Here is an 18,937-nt window from a genome sequence, read left to right as displayed (position 1 = left end):
TTTATTTTGGCTTATTCATTTTATCAGCAATTCTTTTCTTCTTATTCCGCTCATAAATCACCTCTACAATCTTACCGCCAATCCAGGAAAAAGGAAAAAAGGTAAGGAAGATTGAGATCTTATAAAATGTAGGATGATAAGGAAATATAATGACATCCAGCATGGCAATAAAAAGCATTATAAAGCCAATTAGAATTGCATAGGCTACTTTTGCATATTTAACGATGATTGCGGTTGCCACTCCCCCAACTGTAGTTCCCAATCCGGAAATAAACAACAGGAACCCGAAAAAGGCTTTATCATCTTTCATACTGAAGAGAAACCTTTGCCAATGCTCAAAAGGAGCAAAAGCGTCAAAAGTAACCCATTGCGGAAATGCTCTTATACCAAGAGTGATAATAAGCCCTGCAATACCAAGGCCCAGCAAAACCGCAATTGTATTTCTTATAAAACTCATTAATCCTGATGTGCGATCATAGAAATTTCGATATCCACGTTCTTAGGCAGGCAAGAAACCTGAACCGTTTCACGTGCCGGATAGCTTTCTGCATCTAAATAAGAGGCATAAATATCATTCATCACTGCAAAATCATCCATACTCTTAAGGAAGATCGTAGCTTTTACAACATTTTTAAAAGTCATTCCCGCTTCTGTAAGAATTGCTTCAAGGTTTTTCATTACCTGGTGCGTTTCTTTTTCAATTCCCTCTACCAATTTACCAGTTGCAGGATCTACAGGAATCTGTCCGGAGATATATAAAACTCCGTTTGCCATATTAGCTTGTGAATAAGGACCGATAGCTGCAGGTGCATTAACTGTGTTGATTATTTGTTTCATATGTGGATATTTATTTTTTTCTAAGCTCATATGCAACCGCCGCTTTCTGTACTGATCTGTTAGAAAATTTCATCAACAGCGATTTTATTAGATTTATTTTGGTTGCAAATATAAAATTTATATTCTCAAATGCCAATCTGACATTAGAAAGGTGTATTCGGCTGGGTAAAACTTCTGTCTTTATACTTCAGAGCATCACTTAAGATATTGGCTTTGATCCCTATAAAGAAGTCATACACCTTATACTGTCCGAATGGAACCCAGTTGAAATTGATGGTAAAACTTCGCTGATCTCTTGAGAAACCAATTCTGGTATATGCAAGATCTTTTGTTACCATGTCAAAGTGAGTACTTCCGGTTATATTCCAGTAAGGAGTCAGTTTAATGCTTCCGTCAAGCCCTACAGAGGCTATTTTATTTGCAAGTCTACTAAGCCCTTTGGAATAGGCATAATTCGCACTGATATTCAAAGTCCATGCCTGGTCGAAATGAGCATAATTATCATCATCAAAATAATAACTTTCATTCCTCACCTCTCCTTTTGTAGAATATTTCTTAGCATAGTCTGTCTTTTCTCCAAAGATTTCACTGCTTAAAGGATATGATAGCTGTACGTTGAATCCCTGTACACTAAAGTGCCCGAACTGTTCTGTTCTTACTCCTGTATCCTGTCCAGGTGTGAAAGCAATTCTATAAGGCTCAAGAGCAAGACTCGTATTTACAGTAAGTTTATTATTAAAGAAAGAAGATTGTCCGTTGATACTAAGGATAGACCAAGGGTGATCTTTAGCCGCAAAGTTGTAGCTTCCTGAAAGACCTAAAGACTCAAAAATTTTGATCTTCTTCGCTCCTGTAGAATCACTTTTAGACTTTACTTTCATTTCAATATTATTTCCGATATTGAAACCTAAAGCTCCAACCATTCCACTTGAAGGGCTTCCTATAATTCCTTTTTCAAAAATAGAATAAGGGGTAAGCGCTCCGTTTGCATTGTAATAGTTTCTGTAATATCCGAAATTAGGACTTGAGAAATCCGGAGAATAGGTAAACCCGATACTCGGAGTCATCATATGTCTTACCGCTTCTATTGCTGCTCCTTTTTTAAACTTCATCATCCCATATAGCGTAGTCTGAAGACTTGCTGTGGTAGAGAATGTTGAATAACCTGTAAACTGCTTATTAATCTGATCTACGGTAACATTATTTACAGGATCATAAAATCTGTTCAGTGTTTTCGTGGTCAAAGCGTTGTCAACATTAGCACTTAAGCTGAATGTGAAATATTTTGCCAGAGTGGTATTGGTAGCAATAGCGATATTATTTTTAAGTCCGGTCTGCATTTTATCCCACATTTCCTTTGTAAACAGCTCATTTTCCTTAGTATTCACAAAATTGGTCAGGTTAAACCCTGTATTTACTGTAATATTTTCAATAAGCCCCTGTCTTACTCCTGTTTTCGACTTAAACAGATAGAACTGATTTACCGCTACGTTCATCTGTGGAAGACGAAGATCAGCAAGTCCTGTTGCAAAGTTCTGAGAATAAGATGCCGTCCCGGTAATGGTAACAGGCAGCTTCAAAAATCTTTTGGTAAGGGTTACCGTTGAGTTTTGCTGGGTATTCAACACATTCTGGTTGAAAATATAATTGTTGTTAAGCGGATTATTATAAAATTTCGTACTCACAACATCTACCGAAGCACTGAATGTAAGGAAAGGATTAGCTTTCGAGTCCTGTGCATGCGTCCAGTTGATTCTATAGGTACTGTTTTTGGTATAGTCATCCAATCCTTTGATCCCTCTTACTACCGTTCCGATATCTGCATTAAAATTTCCTGAATAGCGGTACTTTTTCTGATAGTTCATTTGCGGTCTAAGGTTCCAGCTTCCTTTCGTATAGATATCTGCTAACACTTTAAGGTCAAAATGTTCTCCAATCGGCTGATAGTAACCTATTCCATTAAGGAAAAACCCTACATCTTCCCTTTCTCCGAAACTCGGAATCAGAATACCGGCAGCTCTTTTAGCCGAAAATGGTAAAATAGCAAACGGCAGATAAAGAGGTGTAGGAACCTGCTCTATAAACATCTGAATAGGCCCTGTAACGATTTGAGATTTGTTTTTGGTTTTAATAAGCTTAATATTGTAAGCTCTCATAAAGTAATCCGCAGCTGTATCTTTTTTCTTAATGAAATAATCATCCGTCGTATAATCCGCTCTTACCATCGCGAACACCGAATCATTATATTTTTTTGTTTTCTGCGCAATAATTACCCCTTCACTTTCTTCCGTTCTGGCATTGAAAGCAATTGCCTGTTTGGTTTTGGTATTATAGTTAAACTCAGTAGTTTCGTACTTTTTACCTGCCTGAGTGGTAATCACAGGAGCAATAATTTTACCGAGGGAGTCTTGCTTTCCACGGGCATAGATCAGGTTTTTATTATCATCAATGGAGATATAATCTGCATCAATCTGCATATCCTGATATTTTACCTGGGCATTCTTGTTAAGGAATGTCATTCTTTTGGGGACATCTCTTCGCTGATCATCAGCTTTTGTATGAAGAATATCATCCAAAGTTTCTTTTTTTACAACTATGGTATCCTTTTTGGAAATAGTATCATTAACCGCATTTTTAGGCAATTTTTCAGGAGTTTTCTGTGCTAAAAAATTGTTAAAAATTAGGATAATTAAAATTTGTAATATATTTTTGAGGACGGTTTTGGCCAATTTTATTATATATAATTAAGGCCCAAAATTAATATAATTTTTATAACTGTAAGATGCACAAACAAAATTTTAAAATAATTTTATCATTTCTCCTTATCCTGATCAGCAACTTTGTATTCTCTCAAAAGAAGTTTACAATCGTTCTGGATGCGGGACACGGAGGAAGTGATCATGGAGCCAACAGGACTTATTCTGACATTGGAAGGATTGCTGAAAAAGACATTACACTCGCTATTACCTTAAAAGTGGGGGCAATGTTGGAGAAAAACAGAGATTTCAAAGTAATATACACCCGTAAGATCGATGAATATCCTTCTCTATCCGACAGAACGAACCTGGCTAACAGAAGTAAAGCAGATCTTTTCGTATCCATTCACTGTAATTCTGCACAAAGACCTACAGCCTATGGTACGGAAACTTATGTTCAGGGACCCAACCAAAACAATGAGAACCTTGAAGTGGCAAAACGGGAAAATGACGTGATTTTTCTGGATGAAAAAGATAAACAGACCTTCGGGTCTTATAATCCCGACTCTCCGGAATCTTTGATTGCCCTAAAACTTCAGCAAAGCAAATATCTGGAATCCAGTCTTCTTCTGGGAGGATTGGTAGAAGATAATTTTGTGAATAAAGACAAAAGATTTTCCAGAGGTGTTTTTCAGAAGAACCTTCACGTTCTCCGTATGAATGCCATGCCTTCTGTACTGATAGAAACCGGATTCATTAATCATCCGGAAGAAAGTCATTATATTGCCTCCGAAAAAGGCCAGGAAGAAATTGCTGAAAGTATTTATAATGCAATCATTGATTACAAAAAAGCGGTCGACAGAAAATCCGGCGGATCTGTTGCAATAAAAAAACAGGAACCTGAAAAACCGGCAGAAGCTCCTCTGAAAAACGATTTCAGAATACTATTGATGAGCTCTCCTACAAAGTTTAACGAAAATGATCCCGCTCTTAAAGGGTTAAATTATATCCTGACTATCAAAGAGAACGGACAATACAAATATTACTATGCGGTCACCAATATGGCCTCTGTAAAAGATATCAACCTTAAGACAGCCAAAGATGCAGGATTCAGAAATGCTTTTGCGGTAGGATTTATGCCAAATCAGAGAATCAGCATGGGATATTATACGATAGAAGTCTACTCCGGAGACAAACTGAATGGCAACTCTTACATTCTTCAAAACCTGAAAGACGTGGAAAGAGAAAAAGACAATGGAGTGTTTTATTATACGTATGGGAAAGTATATACCCTGGAAGACGCTGCAAAACTTCAAAAAGAGCTTGAAGCTAAAGGCATCAAAAACACGGTGATACAAAAAGTATATAAATAATTTAAAAGAATAATTTTGAGGTTTAAAAGTTAATTATTACTTTTGCAACCTCAAAATTTGGCCTATTCGTCTAGTGGTAAGGACTCAAGATTTTCATTCTTGCAACAGGGGTTCGATTCCCCTATAGGCTACAAAATTTGATATCATGCCGGATTTGAAAATACAAGAAGCAAAATTGCTTTTTAAAAAAGTCCACTCTAACCCAAAAAGTTACGATTTACAAATCAATGAAGAAGGGATTACAGGCAGGGATGATAAAATAAGTTTCAGACTTTACAGGACTGGAGAAAGGGTTGCTTTTGAAGTAACAATAGACGAACTTACTTTCACCAATACCACTGGAGAATGGAACAATGCACTGATCATGCTTGGAAATACGATCAAAAAAATAGAAAAAGAACAGGAAAATTTAAAAATAGAACAAGCAATAGATAAGCTTAGAAAGTACCTTTCAGAAGAAAATTAAAAATTTTCAAAATAAATTTGGTAGTTAAAGAAAAAGTTTATAGTTTTGCACTCACATTTAAACGATATGGCAAATCATAAATCAGCTCTAAAGAGAATTAGACAAAACGAAACTAGAAGACTTCGTAACAGATATTATCACAAGACTGCTAGAACAGCATTGAAGACCTTAAGAAATGAGGAGAACAAAGCTGCTGCTACAGAACAGTTGCCAAAAGTTATCGCTTTATTGGATAAATTAGCTAAGAAAAATATTATCCACAAAAACAAAGCAGCTAACTTGAAAAGCAAATTAACAAAGCACGTTAATAAATTAGCGTAAAAATATAGCTGGCCCGTTCGTCTATCGGTTAGGACCTCAGATTTTCATTCTGGTAAGAGGGGTTCGATTCCCCTACGGGCTACTTAAATCTTTAAAAACCACTGTAAAACATCAGTGGTTTTTTAAAGAAAAAGTAGAAAAGCTATATTTAAATAAAAAATCTAACCGGCCCGTTCGTCTATCGGTTAGGACCTCAGATTTTCATTCTGGTAAGAGGGGTTCGATTCCCCTACGGGCTACAAGATTAAGAGTTGATACTTATAAAAACAAAACTAACACATTACTTCGGTAATGGAAGATAGAGGGCCCGTTCGTCTATCGGTTAGGACCTCAGATTTTCATTCTGGTAAGAGGGGTTCGATTCCCCTACGGGCTACAAAAGAGACTTTTTCGAAAGTCTCTTTTTTTTGTTTACCATAGATCAGGCGCAAAAGCTGGGACTAAGCAAAAAGCTTGTCTAATCTGAATAGAAAAAATTTTACTCATATAAATAATCCGATTAATTCTTTACTTCAAAATAATCTACCTTCTCTCATTGTAGACTATTTCTTCCCAACTTTTACGCCTGAAAATATAATCCAGTCCTGCTTTAGCTTCCCATTCTGATCCTATCTACTTCCTCTGCTCAATCAGCTTTATAAACTATAAACAAAGGATTTATTAAAAAAATCACCAAAAATGGAAATATTATTTTCTACTTTTCCTTTTAATGCCTAAATTTGAATAAAACTATTCATTCAAAAATAAATAACATGAAATTTAATTTACCTTTGGGAAATCAATTCTCTTTTAAAGCAGGATTAATGTCTTTATTTCTATTCTCTGCCACTACCCTTTCATTTGCACAGAATAGAATTTATGCTCACGCTCAAAGCTCGGGTGTATTTGGAGTAGCATGCCTAGGATGCCGTGTAGACAACCCTCTCAATGCTGTAGGAAGTAATGAAGACGATTATTCAACAATGGTATTGGGAACTGTACTTTTAGGAGGAATTCAGCAAACTTTACTTTTTCCGGATCTGAGATCCGACACAAGACTGGTTGTAGGTATTGGAACTGATAATATTCCTTTATCTGTACAATTACTAAGTGGTGTGACGCTGGAAACTATGAACGGAGGAACTTCCAACGATGACCGCAGAACAATAGATGTAAGTCTTCTGAAGCTGGGAGCTACACCTAACAGAGGTATTGTAGAATTTAAACCGGATAAACCTTATGACGGAATCAGAATTGGATTGACCGGCGGAGTACTCAGCCTTGGGGGTGGGTTCAGAATATACTATGCTTACCAGGATCCATTAATTAATATAATGGCATTCAGCCAGAGCGGACAAGTTACTCTGGATGGAAACGTTCCTTTGGAAGGCTCTGAGGTTGCTCTTACCAATACATCTGGAAAAGAAGTATTCCGTTCTACGCTGAAATCAAAAACTTTTGATTCTAAACAGCCTGAAGGGGTTTATTTCATGACCGTTAAAACCAAAGAAGGAAAAATGTACTCACGTAAAATTATTGTTAAATAAATGATACCCTTAAGACCGGCTGATTAAAAAATCTGCCGGTTTTTTTTATGTACATTTCAAAGAGATAAAAAAGATTTTTATATTAATTAAAAATTAACAATAATTCGTTATATAATACAAATGTTTAAATTTCACTAAAAATTGAAATAAAATAACCAACATAATTATTTTATATGTAATTTTACTTAAAACTAAAATCTCAAAAATTAAACATATGAAAAACAATTTATTAGTGAGAAAGCATGCACTCAAAGCAGGTATGTCAGCTTTATTCTTATTTCTGATGAGCACAATGTCTTATGCTCAGATTACCAAAATCTATGCAAGCAGTCAAACCAGTCAGGTATTCGGAGTATGTATAGGTTGTGGAGTTCTGAATCCACTCAATGCCATCGGAAGCAATGAGGATGATTATTCTACACTGCAGGTTTCAATCGGGTTATTGGCAAGAACAGAACAGACCCTGATCTTCCCAAGCAGCAATATCAATAATAATACAAATAAACTTGTTATTGGAATTGGATCGAACGGAACTCCTTTATCCGCACAGGTTCTTGGCGGAGTTTCTATTGAAACATTTAACGGAGACGTATCCAACAACGACTACCAGAATCTTAACAATAATATCCTGCAACTTGGAGGTACGGATCCTAGCAAGGGAGAAATTGAACTTACGATGAATATTCCTTTTGACCGTATTAAAATCAATGTAAATTCAGGTCTTCTTAATTTAGGCGGTGAGCTTAGGGTTTACTACGCTTACCAATACAAAGACCCTTTTATCAACTTCATGGCCTATAATCAGGACGGTCAGTTTACTCTTGACAAAAATGTTGCGGCAGAAGGTTCAGAGGTCAGCTTAACGAATACTTCAGGAAAAGAAGTGTTCCGTTCCAAATTGAAATCAAATACTTTTGAAACGAAACAGCCTGGAGGTATATACATCATGACACTTCAGACGAAGGAAGGAAAATCTTACTCTCGTAAAATTATTATTAAATAAATGATAAAGACAAACCGGCAGACTTTTCAGTTTACCGGTTTTCTTTTTATATTCTTATGGAAGATTCCATAAAAATTCTCTAAGGTTCAATTCAGAATTTAAATTCCGATGTTCAGGAAAATACTGAAACGCGATCTGGCTTCAATATCCCCTCCTGCAAGGTGGCTATATACAGGAAGCATCACTTCGCTTCCCAGGCTGAACTTTCTATAAGACGCTTCAAATCCCAGTTTTCCATACAGTGCACTTCCGGCAGTATTGGGTAAGCCTTCTCCAAACTGTTTGTTTTGGGCATATACTTCTCCCTGAAATCCTGTCTTCGCAGAAAAGTTAGTCTTTTCATTTCCTGTAATCTGATAAAACCCGGTTGCCGCATAGTTCCACTGATTCCCAAAATGGTAATTCTTTTTATTTTCCGTCTTAATAGTATAATCTGTATTCACCAGTACGGCTATTTTATTTTTTTGAAATTTATAATTCAAAGCTGCCTGATAATCCCAGCTTCCTGTTCCCAACTGAAAACTCGGATTGACTCCTGATATTCCTTTTTCATCAAATTTCCCTAAAGGAACTTTGACTCCCAATCCTCCATTCAACTGATGAAAATTATTTTTAGAACTTATAAGCTGATAGATTCCCATCAGATTCAGATCTCCGATTCCATTGATTCTGATATCTCCCTGCATCGTCTTTTTTTCATGAAAGTGAAATGGCAGACTTGCATAGACGCTCAGTTTTTTCGCCACCGGAATTTTCCCCCATAGCTGAAGGGTATTGAAATACTGATCCTGAGTAAGATCTTTTACAAATAAATTCTCTTTTGCTTTGTAATGCTGAGCAAAGTATTTAATCCCGACAAACTGTGGATTCAATAAAGACTCAAATCCGGATGACCCGTTTCCTGCGGCACAACCACATGCATCACAATCGTCATCAAATTCTATTCTATTATGATAATTCTGAGAGATATAAGCACTGTCTATAATAGTTCCAGCGTGACTGAGATTAAATAAAACCAGGCTTATGATTATAATGATCTTCTTCATATTTTCTTTAAATTATTCTGCAAATTTTGGATTGGATATAAAATTTTTATCAGACAGTGTTTTCAGAAAGGTGACAATACGTTGTTTTTCCTGGCTGTTCATTGCAATTCCTATATGTCCGTTTTTCTTAAGCTGCGGGTCCAGATTGGTATTATCTTCCACCTGATCCGAATAGAAATTGAGTACTGCATCTAAGGTGTAAAATCTTCCGTCATGCATATAAGGAGCAGTATATTCTACATTTCTTAAACTTGGCACCCTGAATTTCATCCAGTCAACCTGATCAAGTGTCACACGGTAGCGCCCTGCATCTTTAAATTCAGTATTATAATACATTCCGGTATTTCTGAAACTTTCATCAGTGAACAGTTCTCCACTGTGACAGGAAGCACACTTCTGACTGAACAATGCCATCCCCTGGGATTCTTCTGAGGTCAGCTGCTCCCTCCCCTGCCGGAATCTGTCATATTTTGAATCGGCTGATATCAATGAAGCCATAAACTGTGATAATGCTTTTAAAATTCTTTCACCTGTAATAGTTTCGTCTCCGTAAGCTGCTTTGAAAAGATTTTTATATTTCTGATCACCTTTTATTTTTGAAATAGCTTCCGGTATAGAACTGTCCATTTCATTCACATCAGTGATCGGGCTGATAGGCTGTTCATTCAAATTATGAATTACTCCATCCCACATATATCTTTTCAAAAAAGCCATATTTTGAATAGGTGGTGCATTCCGGATTCCGATTCTATCATCTACGCCATGGCTAACGGTATGCCCATGATGGGTGAATGCATTTTCCTGGATATGGCAAAAACCACATGAAATCGTATTGTTTCTGGATAGCCTGCCTTCATAAAATAATTTTCTTCCCAGCTCAACCCCGTTTTTGGTAGCGGGATTGGCCGATTTATCGAAAGTCATTTCAGGGAAATATCCAGGAAACTGCAGATTATAGGCTTCATCTTTTTCCAAAGGCTGCATTACCTCATCGGAACAGGAGATACAGCTTAAAAGAAAGATCACTACAACCAATACAGTCTTTATCAAAAAATTAATCATTGTGAACGTGATCTACTTTAAACATTTTGGTAAGGTTGTTCGTCACATCTACAAGATGCTGGCCGGATCCCATCATCATATCATTAGCTGATGTGAGTGCAAGAGCCTTATCTCCGCTTAAAAACTGATTCAGGTCTGCCAGAATATGAACAGAAGGTCTGATCTGCCCGGTTACTCTTGCAGTTGTAGGAAGATTAAGGATAATTTCGCGGTAAAGATCCGGAGTACCATTTGCCACTGTATTTCCCATATTTCCTGTATGGTTCATGAATTCCTGTGAAGGAGAACCGGAACCATATTTCCCTTCCAGCTTTACGAAAACATATCCTGCAGCCCATGACCACGACATTCCTTTCTGCTTAGCTCTGGTCCAGAATTCAGCCTGCCCGTCCTGTCCCAGCAGGTAAGCTTTCTGGCTGATACCCAAACCAAATCTTATTTTCTTATAATTATTTTTCGGAACACCATCAAGGTTAAGGTATACAATACCGGCCACTGCATCAGCCTGATCTACGATAAAGGCCCCTTTATCAGGGTTATTTTCATTGTATTTAAATTCATTTCCGTTCTCATCAATCAGCGTAATATTGCTGATTACATATTTTAAGGCTGAGAAGTTATGTTTCTGTCCCTGAGAAGAGGTCTGTACGGTCTGGTTTAAAATAATATCTCCTAAATTATTAAATCCGTTTTCAAATTTGATCTGGAGGCTTCCGGAAGTGGTATCCTGCGAATTATCATCATCTCTGTTTCCACAAGATGAAAGGGTAAATAAAGTAAAAGCAATAAAGAATAAGGATAAAAATTTATAGATTTTCATTGTTGATTTTTTAAGTTGAATACAATTTTTGAATGGATTGTTTTTGAATGTAAAAACATTCTTTTTACCATAAAAGGCACAAGCGTTTTCTACACTTAAGTTGTAAGTGATAAGTTTGCGCATCCTAAGAACACTTAAGTTTTTTAATCAGAGATTTTCAACTTATGCGGACTTTTACCTTTAATAAAGTAATGGTCTTACAATTGTGATTATTAAGAGCATTCTTTGGCGGCTTTTATGGTTAAAAAATGATTGTTGTAACTTAAAAAACCGGTGGTTTGAAAATGTGTTTCAGAAACAGAAAGGAATAGACTGCTTCATAGGGGAAAGTGAAATTGAGAACCGGAAATTTTTCTTCAGCAGAGATTTCCGCAATTTCAGGCAGGATATATATGTCAAGTATTTTTTGTCCTGAGTTTTTTGTTTTTTGTAAAGGTGAAGATTCTGAATCGTTGTTTTTTGCCAATTCTTTACTCAGGTAACATTTTCCATTACAGTGTATTTCCGGCCTTGATTTATTGATACAGAGAACTTTTGCGATATAATCATAATTTACGGCATACTCTACCAAGGGGATCAGAGGTCTGAACACCATATAAAAAGTAAAGAGTACGCCGTAAAATAATTTCATGAAGTTACTTTTTGCTTAAAGCATCATCATATCTTTTGCTAACTTCTTTCCAGTTCAGCACATTCCAGATTGCGGAAAGGTAGTCTGCTCTTTTATTCTGATATTTCAGGTAATAAGCATGCTCCCAAACGTCAATTCCAAGGATAGGAGTTCCTTTTTCTTCTACGATATCCATCATAGGGTTATCCTGGTTAGGGGTTGAAGAAACGAAAAGTTTTCCGTTTTTATCTACAGAAAGCCACGCCCATCCTGAACCGAAACGGTCTGCTCCGGCTTTACTCATTTTTTCTTTGAAAGCATCCAGACTTCCAAAAGCATCATTGATTGCTTTTGCTAATTTTGCTGAAGGCTGTGTATTTTTCTCCGGTGTAAGCATTGTCCAGAAAAGCTCATGGTTGTAGTGCCCACCTGCATTATTTCTTACCGCAGGAGTCATCTTGGAAGTTTCAGCCAGGATCTGAACCAAAGTCTGTTTTTCCTGTGGCGTTCCTGCAATAGCCTTATTCAAATTAGCTGTATAAGCAGCTCCATGTTTTGAATAGTGAATTTCCATCGTCTGAGCATCGATAGAACCTTCCAGCGCATTATACGCATATGGCAGAGGGGTCTGCTTGAATTGTGCCAGTGTAAACTGAGCGGCAAAAACTGCACTTAAAGCAGCTATTTTCATAATCTTCATAACGTTTTGTTTTATGGTTAAACAATATTTTTCTGGGATGAAAGATAAATTCTCCGGGATAAAGTAATTCCGGCTGGAAAACAACCGCAGACTTCTTCCTGGCTCATAACGTTATCTTTCAACTTATTATTTCAGTAATTTCTTAATATCTTCTATCAGAATTTCTCTGTCCGGGTGATATTTCCCATTTAACCTCGGGCTTTTACCTTCCGGATCATCATAATTCAATCCTGAGTAATACAGAATCGGCATATTCTCTTTATTATACCGGCATCTGATATTTCCTTCCTGATCTACCAGTGCTATCATCCCGCTGTGATTCAGGCTCTCTCCTTCATCTTCTTTATCTCCCACATAGATATTAAATTGCTCAGCAAGATTACCAATATACGTTCTGTCTCCGGTCAAAAAATGCCAGTTGGGAGACTTTGCTCCTATTCTTTGGGCATGTTCTTTCAGAGCTGCGGGCGTATCATTTTCCGGATCGATGCTTATGGAAATAATTCCAAAGTTGGGATCGCTGACCTGATTTTGAATGGCCTTCATATTGGTATTCATTACAGGACATATCGTAGGGCATTTGCTAAAGAAAAATTCTACCAGATATACTTTTCCCAGCATATCTTTGTTGGTAATCTTTTTACTGTTCTGATCAGTGAGTTCAAAATCAGGAACTTTCATTACCGTATAAAGGTTATTCTTAAAGTACCCCATCCCTACTCCTATTCCCAGGAAAAGCAAAGCAATTACAGCAATGGGTATAATGACTTTACTCTTGTTATTGGCTTTATTATTTTTGGGCATATTTTTCAGGATTTTTTTTAAATTCATCTTTACAGTAAACACTGCAAAAACCATACGTTTTATTTTTATAGACTGCAGTATCTTTAAGAAACTCCGCAGTTTTCATATGACAGATCGGATCTTCTGCGTTGACTACCTGCACATTTTTTATATTTTCTTTGGAAGAGTTCATATGGCTTTTGTGCTTTACCTGAGGCGTTTCTTTGGCACAAGACATGAATGAGATGGACATCATAGCGCCCAAAATAATTAGAGATTTCATTTTAATGTTAAATTGAAATTAATAATGTTAAATAAAATGATCACACAAAGTATAAGTCTACGATTCACGAAACAATTAGTGTAAAAAACACATAAGTGTTTAAAAAGAGTTCGTGTGATTTTCACAAACCACCATTGCTCCGCGTATCTTTAATTGCTTATTAGTGAAAGATTTAAAAATCTTAACCTATAAACTAAAAACATAGTTTATATTAAGCATCTACATTAACGGAGGATGGAAAATTCTTGAAAAGAATTCTGAGGAATGAGAGTTAAAGTAACTGGGATCCGGAATTTCTGTGAGTAATCCGGAGCCAGGCTGCCCTGAAAAGGAAAGGATTTCATTAGAAAGAAAGACGTCTAAGCCGGCAATCTTAATAGTTTGTGAGCTATTGGACTGTTTTTCTGTTTTTGCCAGTTCTTTTTCCACATAGCATTTACCCTTACACGTTGATTGTAGTATATCTCTTTTCTCGCAAAGATTTTTTACGATATAGTCATAATTCACAGCATAGTTTACCAATGGCAAGACTGGACGTATTGCAACAGTAAAAATGATGAATATGGAAATTAATAACCTCAACGCTTCAGTTTCTCTGCTGCAAATATACTACTTCGGAATTATTTTATCATTCATTTATGATGAATGTCATTGACGGTGAATGTTAATTTTTTATAGAGGGTTTTGTCGGATCATCGTAAAAGCACAAAATTTTATATTACAGGAAGCTTCAGGGTGCAAAATTTTATCTCCGGTACAATTTGCTTCTGTTTTACATCTGTTACCTTTGAAAATTACGGAACTGTGTCTGTCGCCTTCATTAGATTATTACGAACTTTGAGTAGATTATTTGGACTCTATAGGTTGATTTCTATATTCAAGTACAAATTAGTTCTTTATAAAAGTTTAATCTTGTTAATAAAAGCTTTGCCCCTTTTTTGGCAGAGCTTTTTTCATTTCCCGGCTCAAATAAGCGATAAAACAAAAGCTCCACTGAGAGATCAGAGAGCCTTTGTTGAATATAATTTAGTATGTGTTTATTATTTGTCTAACTTCATTTAGCAGCCTTTCCGGATTCTTTTATCATTTTATCTTTTAAAATTTCATTCTCTGAATCCTTACAGCATTTAAAATGGCCAGCAATGCAACTCCTACATCAGCAAATACGGCTTCCCACATGGTTGCCAAACCTCCGGCTCCCAGGATTAGGACTACCGCTTTTACGGCAAATGCTAAAATGATATTCTGCCAGACGATTTTCTTTGTTTGCTTTCCGATATTGATTGCCATTGGAATTTTACTTGGTTTATCATCCTGAATCACTACGTCTGCAGTTTCAATGGTAGCATCACTTCCCAAGCCTCCCATTGCAATTCCTACATCACTTAAAGCAACTACCGGTGCATCATTCACCCCGTCTCCTACAAAAGCTACGGTTTGATTTCCCGCTTTGATTTCCTTTACCTTATTTACTTTATCTTCCGGCAGCAAATCTCCGAATGCGCTATCAATACCCAGCTGATCTGCCACATACTTCACCACCGTACTTTTATCACCACTCAGCATAGTGGCTTTTACATTCATTTTATGAAGTTTGTCAACCGTTTCCCTGGCATCTGCTTTTATACTGTCTGCAATAGTGATATATCCGGCAAACCTGTTATCAAATGCCACAGCAATCAGCGTATACACAATATTAGCATGGTTAATATCATAACGGATATTGAACTTATCCATCAGTTTAAAGTTTCCAACCAGAAGTTCCTTTCCATCCACTGTTGCTCTCAACCCGTGTCCTGCAATCTCTTCTACATTTTCCAGTGGAATAGAGTGATTGATATCTCCTACATAATTGTGAATGGCCGTAGCAACCGGGTGTGTACTTTTGCTTTCCAGAGCATTGACCATTTGGAGAATTTCGTCTTTATTAAATTCAGGGCTGAAGTCTGCCTCCTGAACTTTAAACACTCCTTCTGTCATCGTTCCTGTTTTATCCATCACCACGTTCTGAATCTCTGCAATACTATCCAGGAAATTACTTCCTTTAAACAAAATCCCATTTCTGCTGGCAGCTCCAATCCCTCCGAAATATCCCAGCGGGATGGAAATTACCAATGCACAAGGACAGGAAATCACAAGGAAAATCAATGCTCTGTATAGCCAATCTCTGAACTGGTAATCATCGACAAAAAAATAAGGCAGCAGACAGATTCCTATGGCTAAAAACACGACGATAGGGGTATAGACTTTGGCAAATTTTCTGATGAACAATTCTGTTGGGGCTTTTTGAGCCGTTGCATTCTGAACCATCTCCAGTATCTTACTCAGCTTACTGTCTTCATAAGCGGTACTTACTTTTACCAGAGCAATATTGTTCATATTGATCATCCCTGCCAATACCACTTCTCCTTTATTCTTGGTATCCGGTTTACTTTCTCCGGTAAGTGCTGCGGTATTGAATGAAGCTTTATCTGACAGAAGTTCTCCGTCCAATGCAAGCTTTTCACCGGGTTTCAACTGAATAATATCTCCAATTTTCGCTTCTTTTGCCTTGATCGTCCGCGGTTGATTATTTTCCATAATCGTCACCTCATCCGGACGCTGATCAAGCAAAGCTTTTATATTTCCTTTTGCTCTGGTCACTGCCATAGACTGAAATACCTCTCCTACAGCGTAAAAGAGCATTACGGCTACTCCTTCAGGATACTCTCCGATAGCAAAAGCACCAATAGTGGCTATGCTCATCAAAAAGAATTCTGAAAACACACCTCCCTTAAGGATACTTTTATAAGCATCTTTTAATACAGGTAATCCTACAGGAATGTAAGCCGCCAGGAACCAGACTAAACGTACCCAGCCTGTAAACCATGTTGGTTTTATATAGTTGTCAAAAGCAATACCTAATAATAAAATTACAAAAGATATAATAGCCGGAAGAAACATCTGAAAGACTGTCTGATCACCGGAATCATGAGAGTGGTCATGTCCGTCATGATCATGTCCGTCTACTTCCGAATGATTATGTTGATATCCTTTTGTATTTGGTTTTTCCGGAGTTGTACTGCAGCATTTTTCCATAACTGATATTTTTATACAAATTTAGGGTTGAAACTGATGCAATGCTATTGCAAACTTTCAAGACAGTTTTCGCAGATTCCTTTAGCAAAGAGCCTTATTTCATCAATTCTGAAATTGGTCTGTATGTTTTCCGGGAAGGAAATATCTTCTTTGCAAGTGGTCTGTTTGCATATTTTACAGTAGAAATGCAAATGCCAGTCTTTGTGAGTTTTTTCATCGCAGTCGTCATCGCATAATTTGTATTTTGTTGTGGTATTCTCCTGAATACTGTGTACGATTCCTTTTTCTTCAAAGGTTTTCAGGGTTCTGTAGATTGTAATTCTGTCAGCATTATCAAAGTAGTTTTCTATTTCAGACAGAGATAATGCAGCCTCCTGAGAGCTTAAAAAATCATATACCAGAATTCTCATACTGGTAGGTTTTGTATTTTTATCGATGAGCTTGTTTTCTATATCTTTTTTCATTGTTAATTTTTAAAATTTTACAGATGTACTTCATTTTCTTCGTATCCCTCTTCTTCTATCTGAAAAGTAGTATGGCTTATTTTAAAATTATTGACGGTCGATTCCGTTAATGTTTTTAACAGCTGATTCTGAGGAATACCAGCTTCTTTTACAATATGGGCACTCATGGCATTTACACTTGAAGTAAGAGACCATACATGCAGATCATGAACATTTTTTACCCCTGAGGTTTTCTCCAATGATTTCCGCAGTTCATGAATATCCACATCTTTAGGGGTTCCTTCCAGCAAAACATTGATGGCTTCTTTCAAGAGCTTCCATGTTCTTGGGAAAATCAAAAGTCCGATGGCTGCTGAGATCAACGGGTCTGCATAATACCATCCTGTTGTGAGCATAATAACTCCGGCAATCATTACTCCAACTGAAGTAAGCATATCTGAAAGAACTTCAAAGTAAGCTCCTTTCATATTCAGACTTCCTTCTGAATCTTTTCTGAGAATCATCATTCCGGCTATATTCACCAATAATCCAATTCCTGCTACAATCAGCATTGCCTTGCTTTGTACTTCCGGCGGATTTTGAAAACGCTGATACGCTTCAAACAATACATACAATGAAATGCCGAGTAAAACGACTGCATTAATTACGGCAGCTAATATTTCAGTACGGTAATAACCGTATGTTCTTGAAGGATCTGCTTTTCTTTCTCCTATCTTGATGGCTATAAGTGCTAACAATAATCCTACGACATCGGTCAGCATATGAGCGGCATCTGCCAATAATGCAAGACTGTTGGTCATAATGCCTCCTATCACCTCAGCAATGAGATAGGTACCGCTAAGACACAGTACAATAAGGAGACTTTTTTTATGCCTGCTTGCTGCAGAGGGTGTTTGTGTGTTTTCCATATTCTATCTATGGTTTAATTACATTTCATAATAGGATGTATTTTCTTTTTTCAATGGAACATTCTGATCGCCTATCATTTGTCTGATATTGATCTCAATAGTTTGTGCCAGAGAAGTCATGGGGGTATCTACAGGCCCGTTTTCAAAAGGATCCTGCATGATGATGGATGTTTTTTCAATAGCGACAAACGCCACCGGAATCAGAAAAGTAATCATAATTTCTACCGCCAGCAGAGAATCATCAAGTCCAAACGGAAGGATGGCTGCAAATACATAGATCAAAATATGTACTAAGACACTGTAAGAACGGGGGAACACTGTATTCTTCAGTCTTTCGCATTTTCCCATGCTGTCGCACAGCCTTGTGATGATATCATTCAGCTGCATTTGCTGAAAATCTGTAAGTTCTTTTGAAGCCGTAATCTCCCTTATCTGCCTGGAATGCTCATCCAGAAGTGCATTGGGGATATTAACAGCACTGACATTGTGCTGATCCAGGTATTGCTTTACTTTTGTAGAAAATGGAAGTTTTCTCAAAGATTCTCCAAGGGCATACGTCCATATAATCTGACGTTCAGCAAAATCTTTTATTGTTTGATTTTTTCCCTCCGGCATAAACTGAATGATCAGCCTTACCAAAGTCCGGGAATCATTCACAATAGCTCCCCACACTGTTCTGGCTTCCCACCACCTTTCATAGGACTGGGAAGTTCTGAAAGCTAACAGTAGTGATACTGCCGTTCCCAGCAGCGCAGGAATATTCAAAGGAAGTGAGATCTTCTGAAACCACGGCAGCATATCCAAAAGACCAATCGCCACAGCAAAGATTGCGATGAACAGAATTTGGAATTTTATTTCACGGATGAAATACCAGACTGATATTTTTTTGTTCAATAACATAACAAAGTCATTTATTACAATTGGGTGAGATGATCTTTATCCTTTTTCAAATCCTTTTACA

Annotated in this window: 20 protein-coding genes and 4 tRNA genes; 9 read left to right on the top strand and 15 right to left on the bottom strand. The window is 37.0% G+C overall.

Annotation, left to right across the window (positions count from 1 at the left end):
• Nucleotide 1 precedes the first annotated feature (1 nt).
• From LF887_RS01615 to LF887_RS01605, 3 genes are all read right to left on the bottom strand, one after another.
• Entirely contained in the window at nt 2–457 is a 456-nt protein-coding gene (locus tag LF887_RS01615) for a hypothetical protein (RefSeq protein ID WP_236857092.1), read from the bottom strand.
• Nucleotides 457–837: a RidA family protein gene (locus LF887_RS01610; RefSeq protein ID WP_045491236.1), complete on the bottom strand. Its 381-nt coding sequence runs from the start codon at nt 835–837 to the stop codon at nt 457–459. Before LF887_RS01610 ends, LF887_RS01615 begins: the two co-directional genes overlap by 1 nt.
• 143 nt (nt 838–980) lie before the next feature.
• Entirely contained in the window at nt 981–3,566 is a 2,586-nt protein-coding gene (locus LF887_RS01605) for a putative LPS assembly protein LptD (RefSeq protein ID WP_236857091.1), read from the bottom strand.
• A 53-nt stretch (nt 3,567–3,619) separates the two neighbouring features.
• On the opposite strand from LF887_RS01605, the gene LF887_RS01600 reads away from it, so the two are divergent.
• The 9 genes from LF887_RS01600 (at nt 3,620) to LF887_RS01560 (ending at nt 8,222) form a co-directional block, all read left to right on the top strand.
• Entirely contained in the window at nt 3,620–4,906 is a 1,287-nt protein-coding gene (locus tag LF887_RS01600; protein ID WP_236857090.1) for an N-acetylmuramoyl-L-alanine amidase, read from the top strand.
• A 59-nt stretch (nt 4,907–4,965) separates the two neighbouring features.
• A tRNA-Glu gene (locus tag LF887_RS01595) sits at nt 4,966–5,037 on the top strand.
• A gap of 14 nt (nt 5,038–5,051) precedes the next feature.
• Nucleotides 5,052–5,372 (top strand): hypothetical protein, encoded by a 321-nt coding sequence (locus tag LF887_RS01590; protein WP_076353227.1) that lies wholly within the window; start codon nt 5,052–5,054, stop codon nt 5,370–5,372.
• 66 nt (nt 5,373–5,438) lie between these two features.
• On the top strand, nt 5,439–5,693 hold the full coding sequence (gene rpsT / locus LF887_RS01585) for a 30S ribosomal protein S20 (protein WP_076353226.1): 255 nt from the start codon (nt 5,439–5,441) through the stop codon (nt 5,691–5,693).
• 10 nt (nt 5,694–5,703) lie between these two features.
• Nucleotides 5,704–5,775 (top strand) — tRNA-Glu (locus LF887_RS01580).
• 85 nt (nt 5,776–5,860) lie between these two features.
• A tRNA-Glu gene (locus LF887_RS01575) sits at nt 5,861–5,932 on the top strand.
• 65 nt (nt 5,933–5,997) lie between these two features.
• Nucleotides 5,998–6,069: transfer RNA gene (locus tag LF887_RS01570), tRNA-Glu, on the top strand.
• Between the two features lie 376 nt (nt 6,070–6,445).
• Nucleotides 6,446–7,219, top strand: a complete 774-nt coding sequence (locus tag LF887_RS01565) for a T9SS type A sorting domain-containing protein (RefSeq protein WP_236857089.1) — start codon at nt 6,446–6,448, stop codon at nt 7,217–7,219.
• 214 nt (nt 7,220–7,433) lie between these two features.
• Nucleotides 7,434–8,222 (top strand): T9SS type A sorting domain-containing protein, encoded by a 789-nt coding sequence (locus LF887_RS01560; RefSeq protein ID WP_236857088.1) that lies wholly within the window; start codon nt 7,434–7,436, stop codon nt 8,220–8,222.
• A gap of 98 nt (nt 8,223–8,320) precedes the next feature.
• On the opposite strand, the gene LF887_RS01555 is transcribed toward LF887_RS01560, so the two are convergent.
• The 12 genes from LF887_RS01555 to LF887_RS01500 form a co-directional block, all read right to left on the bottom strand.
• On the bottom strand, nt 8,321–9,268 hold the full coding sequence (locus tag LF887_RS01555) for a transporter (RefSeq protein ID WP_236857087.1): 948 nt from the start codon (nt 9,266–9,268) through the stop codon (nt 8,321–8,323).
• A gap of 12 nt (nt 9,269–9,280) precedes the next feature.
• Entirely contained in the window at nt 9,281–10,330 is a 1,050-nt protein-coding gene (locus tag LF887_RS01550) for a cytochrome-c peroxidase (RefSeq protein ID WP_236857086.1), read from the bottom strand.
• On the bottom strand, nt 10,323–11,150 hold the full coding sequence (locus LF887_RS01545) for an MbnP family protein (protein WP_236857085.1): 828 nt from the start codon (nt 11,148–11,150) through the stop codon (nt 10,323–10,325). Before LF887_RS01545 ends, LF887_RS01550 begins: the two co-directional genes overlap by 8 nt.
• Before the next feature lie 262 nt (nt 11,151–11,412).
• Nucleotides 11,413–11,781 (bottom strand): hypothetical protein, encoded by a 369-nt coding sequence (locus tag LF887_RS01540; protein WP_236857084.1) that lies wholly within the window; start codon nt 11,779–11,781, stop codon nt 11,413–11,415.
• A gap of 4 nt (nt 11,782–11,785) precedes the next feature.
• Nucleotides 11,786–12,460 carry a superoxide dismutase gene (locus tag LF887_RS01535; RefSeq protein WP_300686614.1) on the bottom strand — a complete coding sequence of 225 codons (675 nt, stop codon included), beginning with the start codon at nt 12,458–12,460 and terminating at the stop codon, nt 11,786–11,788.
• Between the two features lie 126 nt (nt 12,461–12,586).
• Nucleotides 12,587–13,264, bottom strand: coding sequence for an SCO family protein (locus LF887_RS01530; protein ID WP_236857083.1), 678 nt, complete (start codon nt 13,262–13,264; stop codon nt 12,587–12,589).
• Complete coding sequence (locus LF887_RS01525; RefSeq protein WP_236857082.1) at nt 13,251–13,526, bottom strand: YHS domain-containing protein; 276 nt, start codon at nt 13,524–13,526, stop codon at nt 13,251–13,253. Before LF887_RS01525 ends, LF887_RS01530 begins: the two co-directional genes overlap by 14 nt.
• Before the next feature lie 219 nt (nt 13,527–13,745).
• Nucleotides 13,746–14,108, bottom strand: a complete 363-nt coding sequence (locus tag LF887_RS01520) for a hypothetical protein (protein WP_236857081.1) — start codon at nt 14,106–14,108, stop codon at nt 13,746–13,748.
• A 513-nt stretch (nt 14,109–14,621) separates the two neighbouring features.
• The gene (locus tag LF887_RS01515) at nt 14,622–16,604 is read right to left on the bottom strand and encodes a heavy metal translocating P-type ATPase (protein WP_236857080.1); all 1,983 of its coding nucleotides are present in this window, start codon (nt 16,602–16,604) and stop codon (nt 14,622–14,624) included.
• 44 nt (nt 16,605–16,648) lie between these two features.
• Nucleotides 16,649–17,068, bottom strand: coding sequence for a Fur family transcriptional regulator (locus LF887_RS01510; RefSeq protein WP_236857079.1), 420 nt, complete (start codon nt 17,066–17,068; stop codon nt 16,649–16,651).
• Between the two features lie 17 nt (nt 17,069–17,085).
• Entirely contained in the window at nt 17,086–17,976 is an 891-nt protein-coding gene (locus LF887_RS01505; protein WP_236857078.1) for a cation diffusion facilitator family transporter, read from the bottom strand.
• Between the two features lie 18 nt (nt 17,977–17,994).
• Nucleotides 17,995–18,876, bottom strand: coding sequence for a bestrophin family protein (locus LF887_RS01500; protein ID WP_236857077.1), 882 nt, complete (start codon nt 18,874–18,876; stop codon nt 17,995–17,997).
• Between the last annotated feature and the right edge of the window lie 61 nt (nt 18,877–18,937).

This window comes from Chryseobacterium sp. MEBOG06, assembly GCF_021869765.1.
Taxonomy (GTDB): domain Bacteria; phylum Bacteroidota; class Bacteroidia; order Flavobacteriales; family Weeksellaceae; genus Chryseobacterium.
Note: the sequence above shows the minus strand (reverse complement) of the source record. Positions and strands in the feature narration are given on the sequence as shown.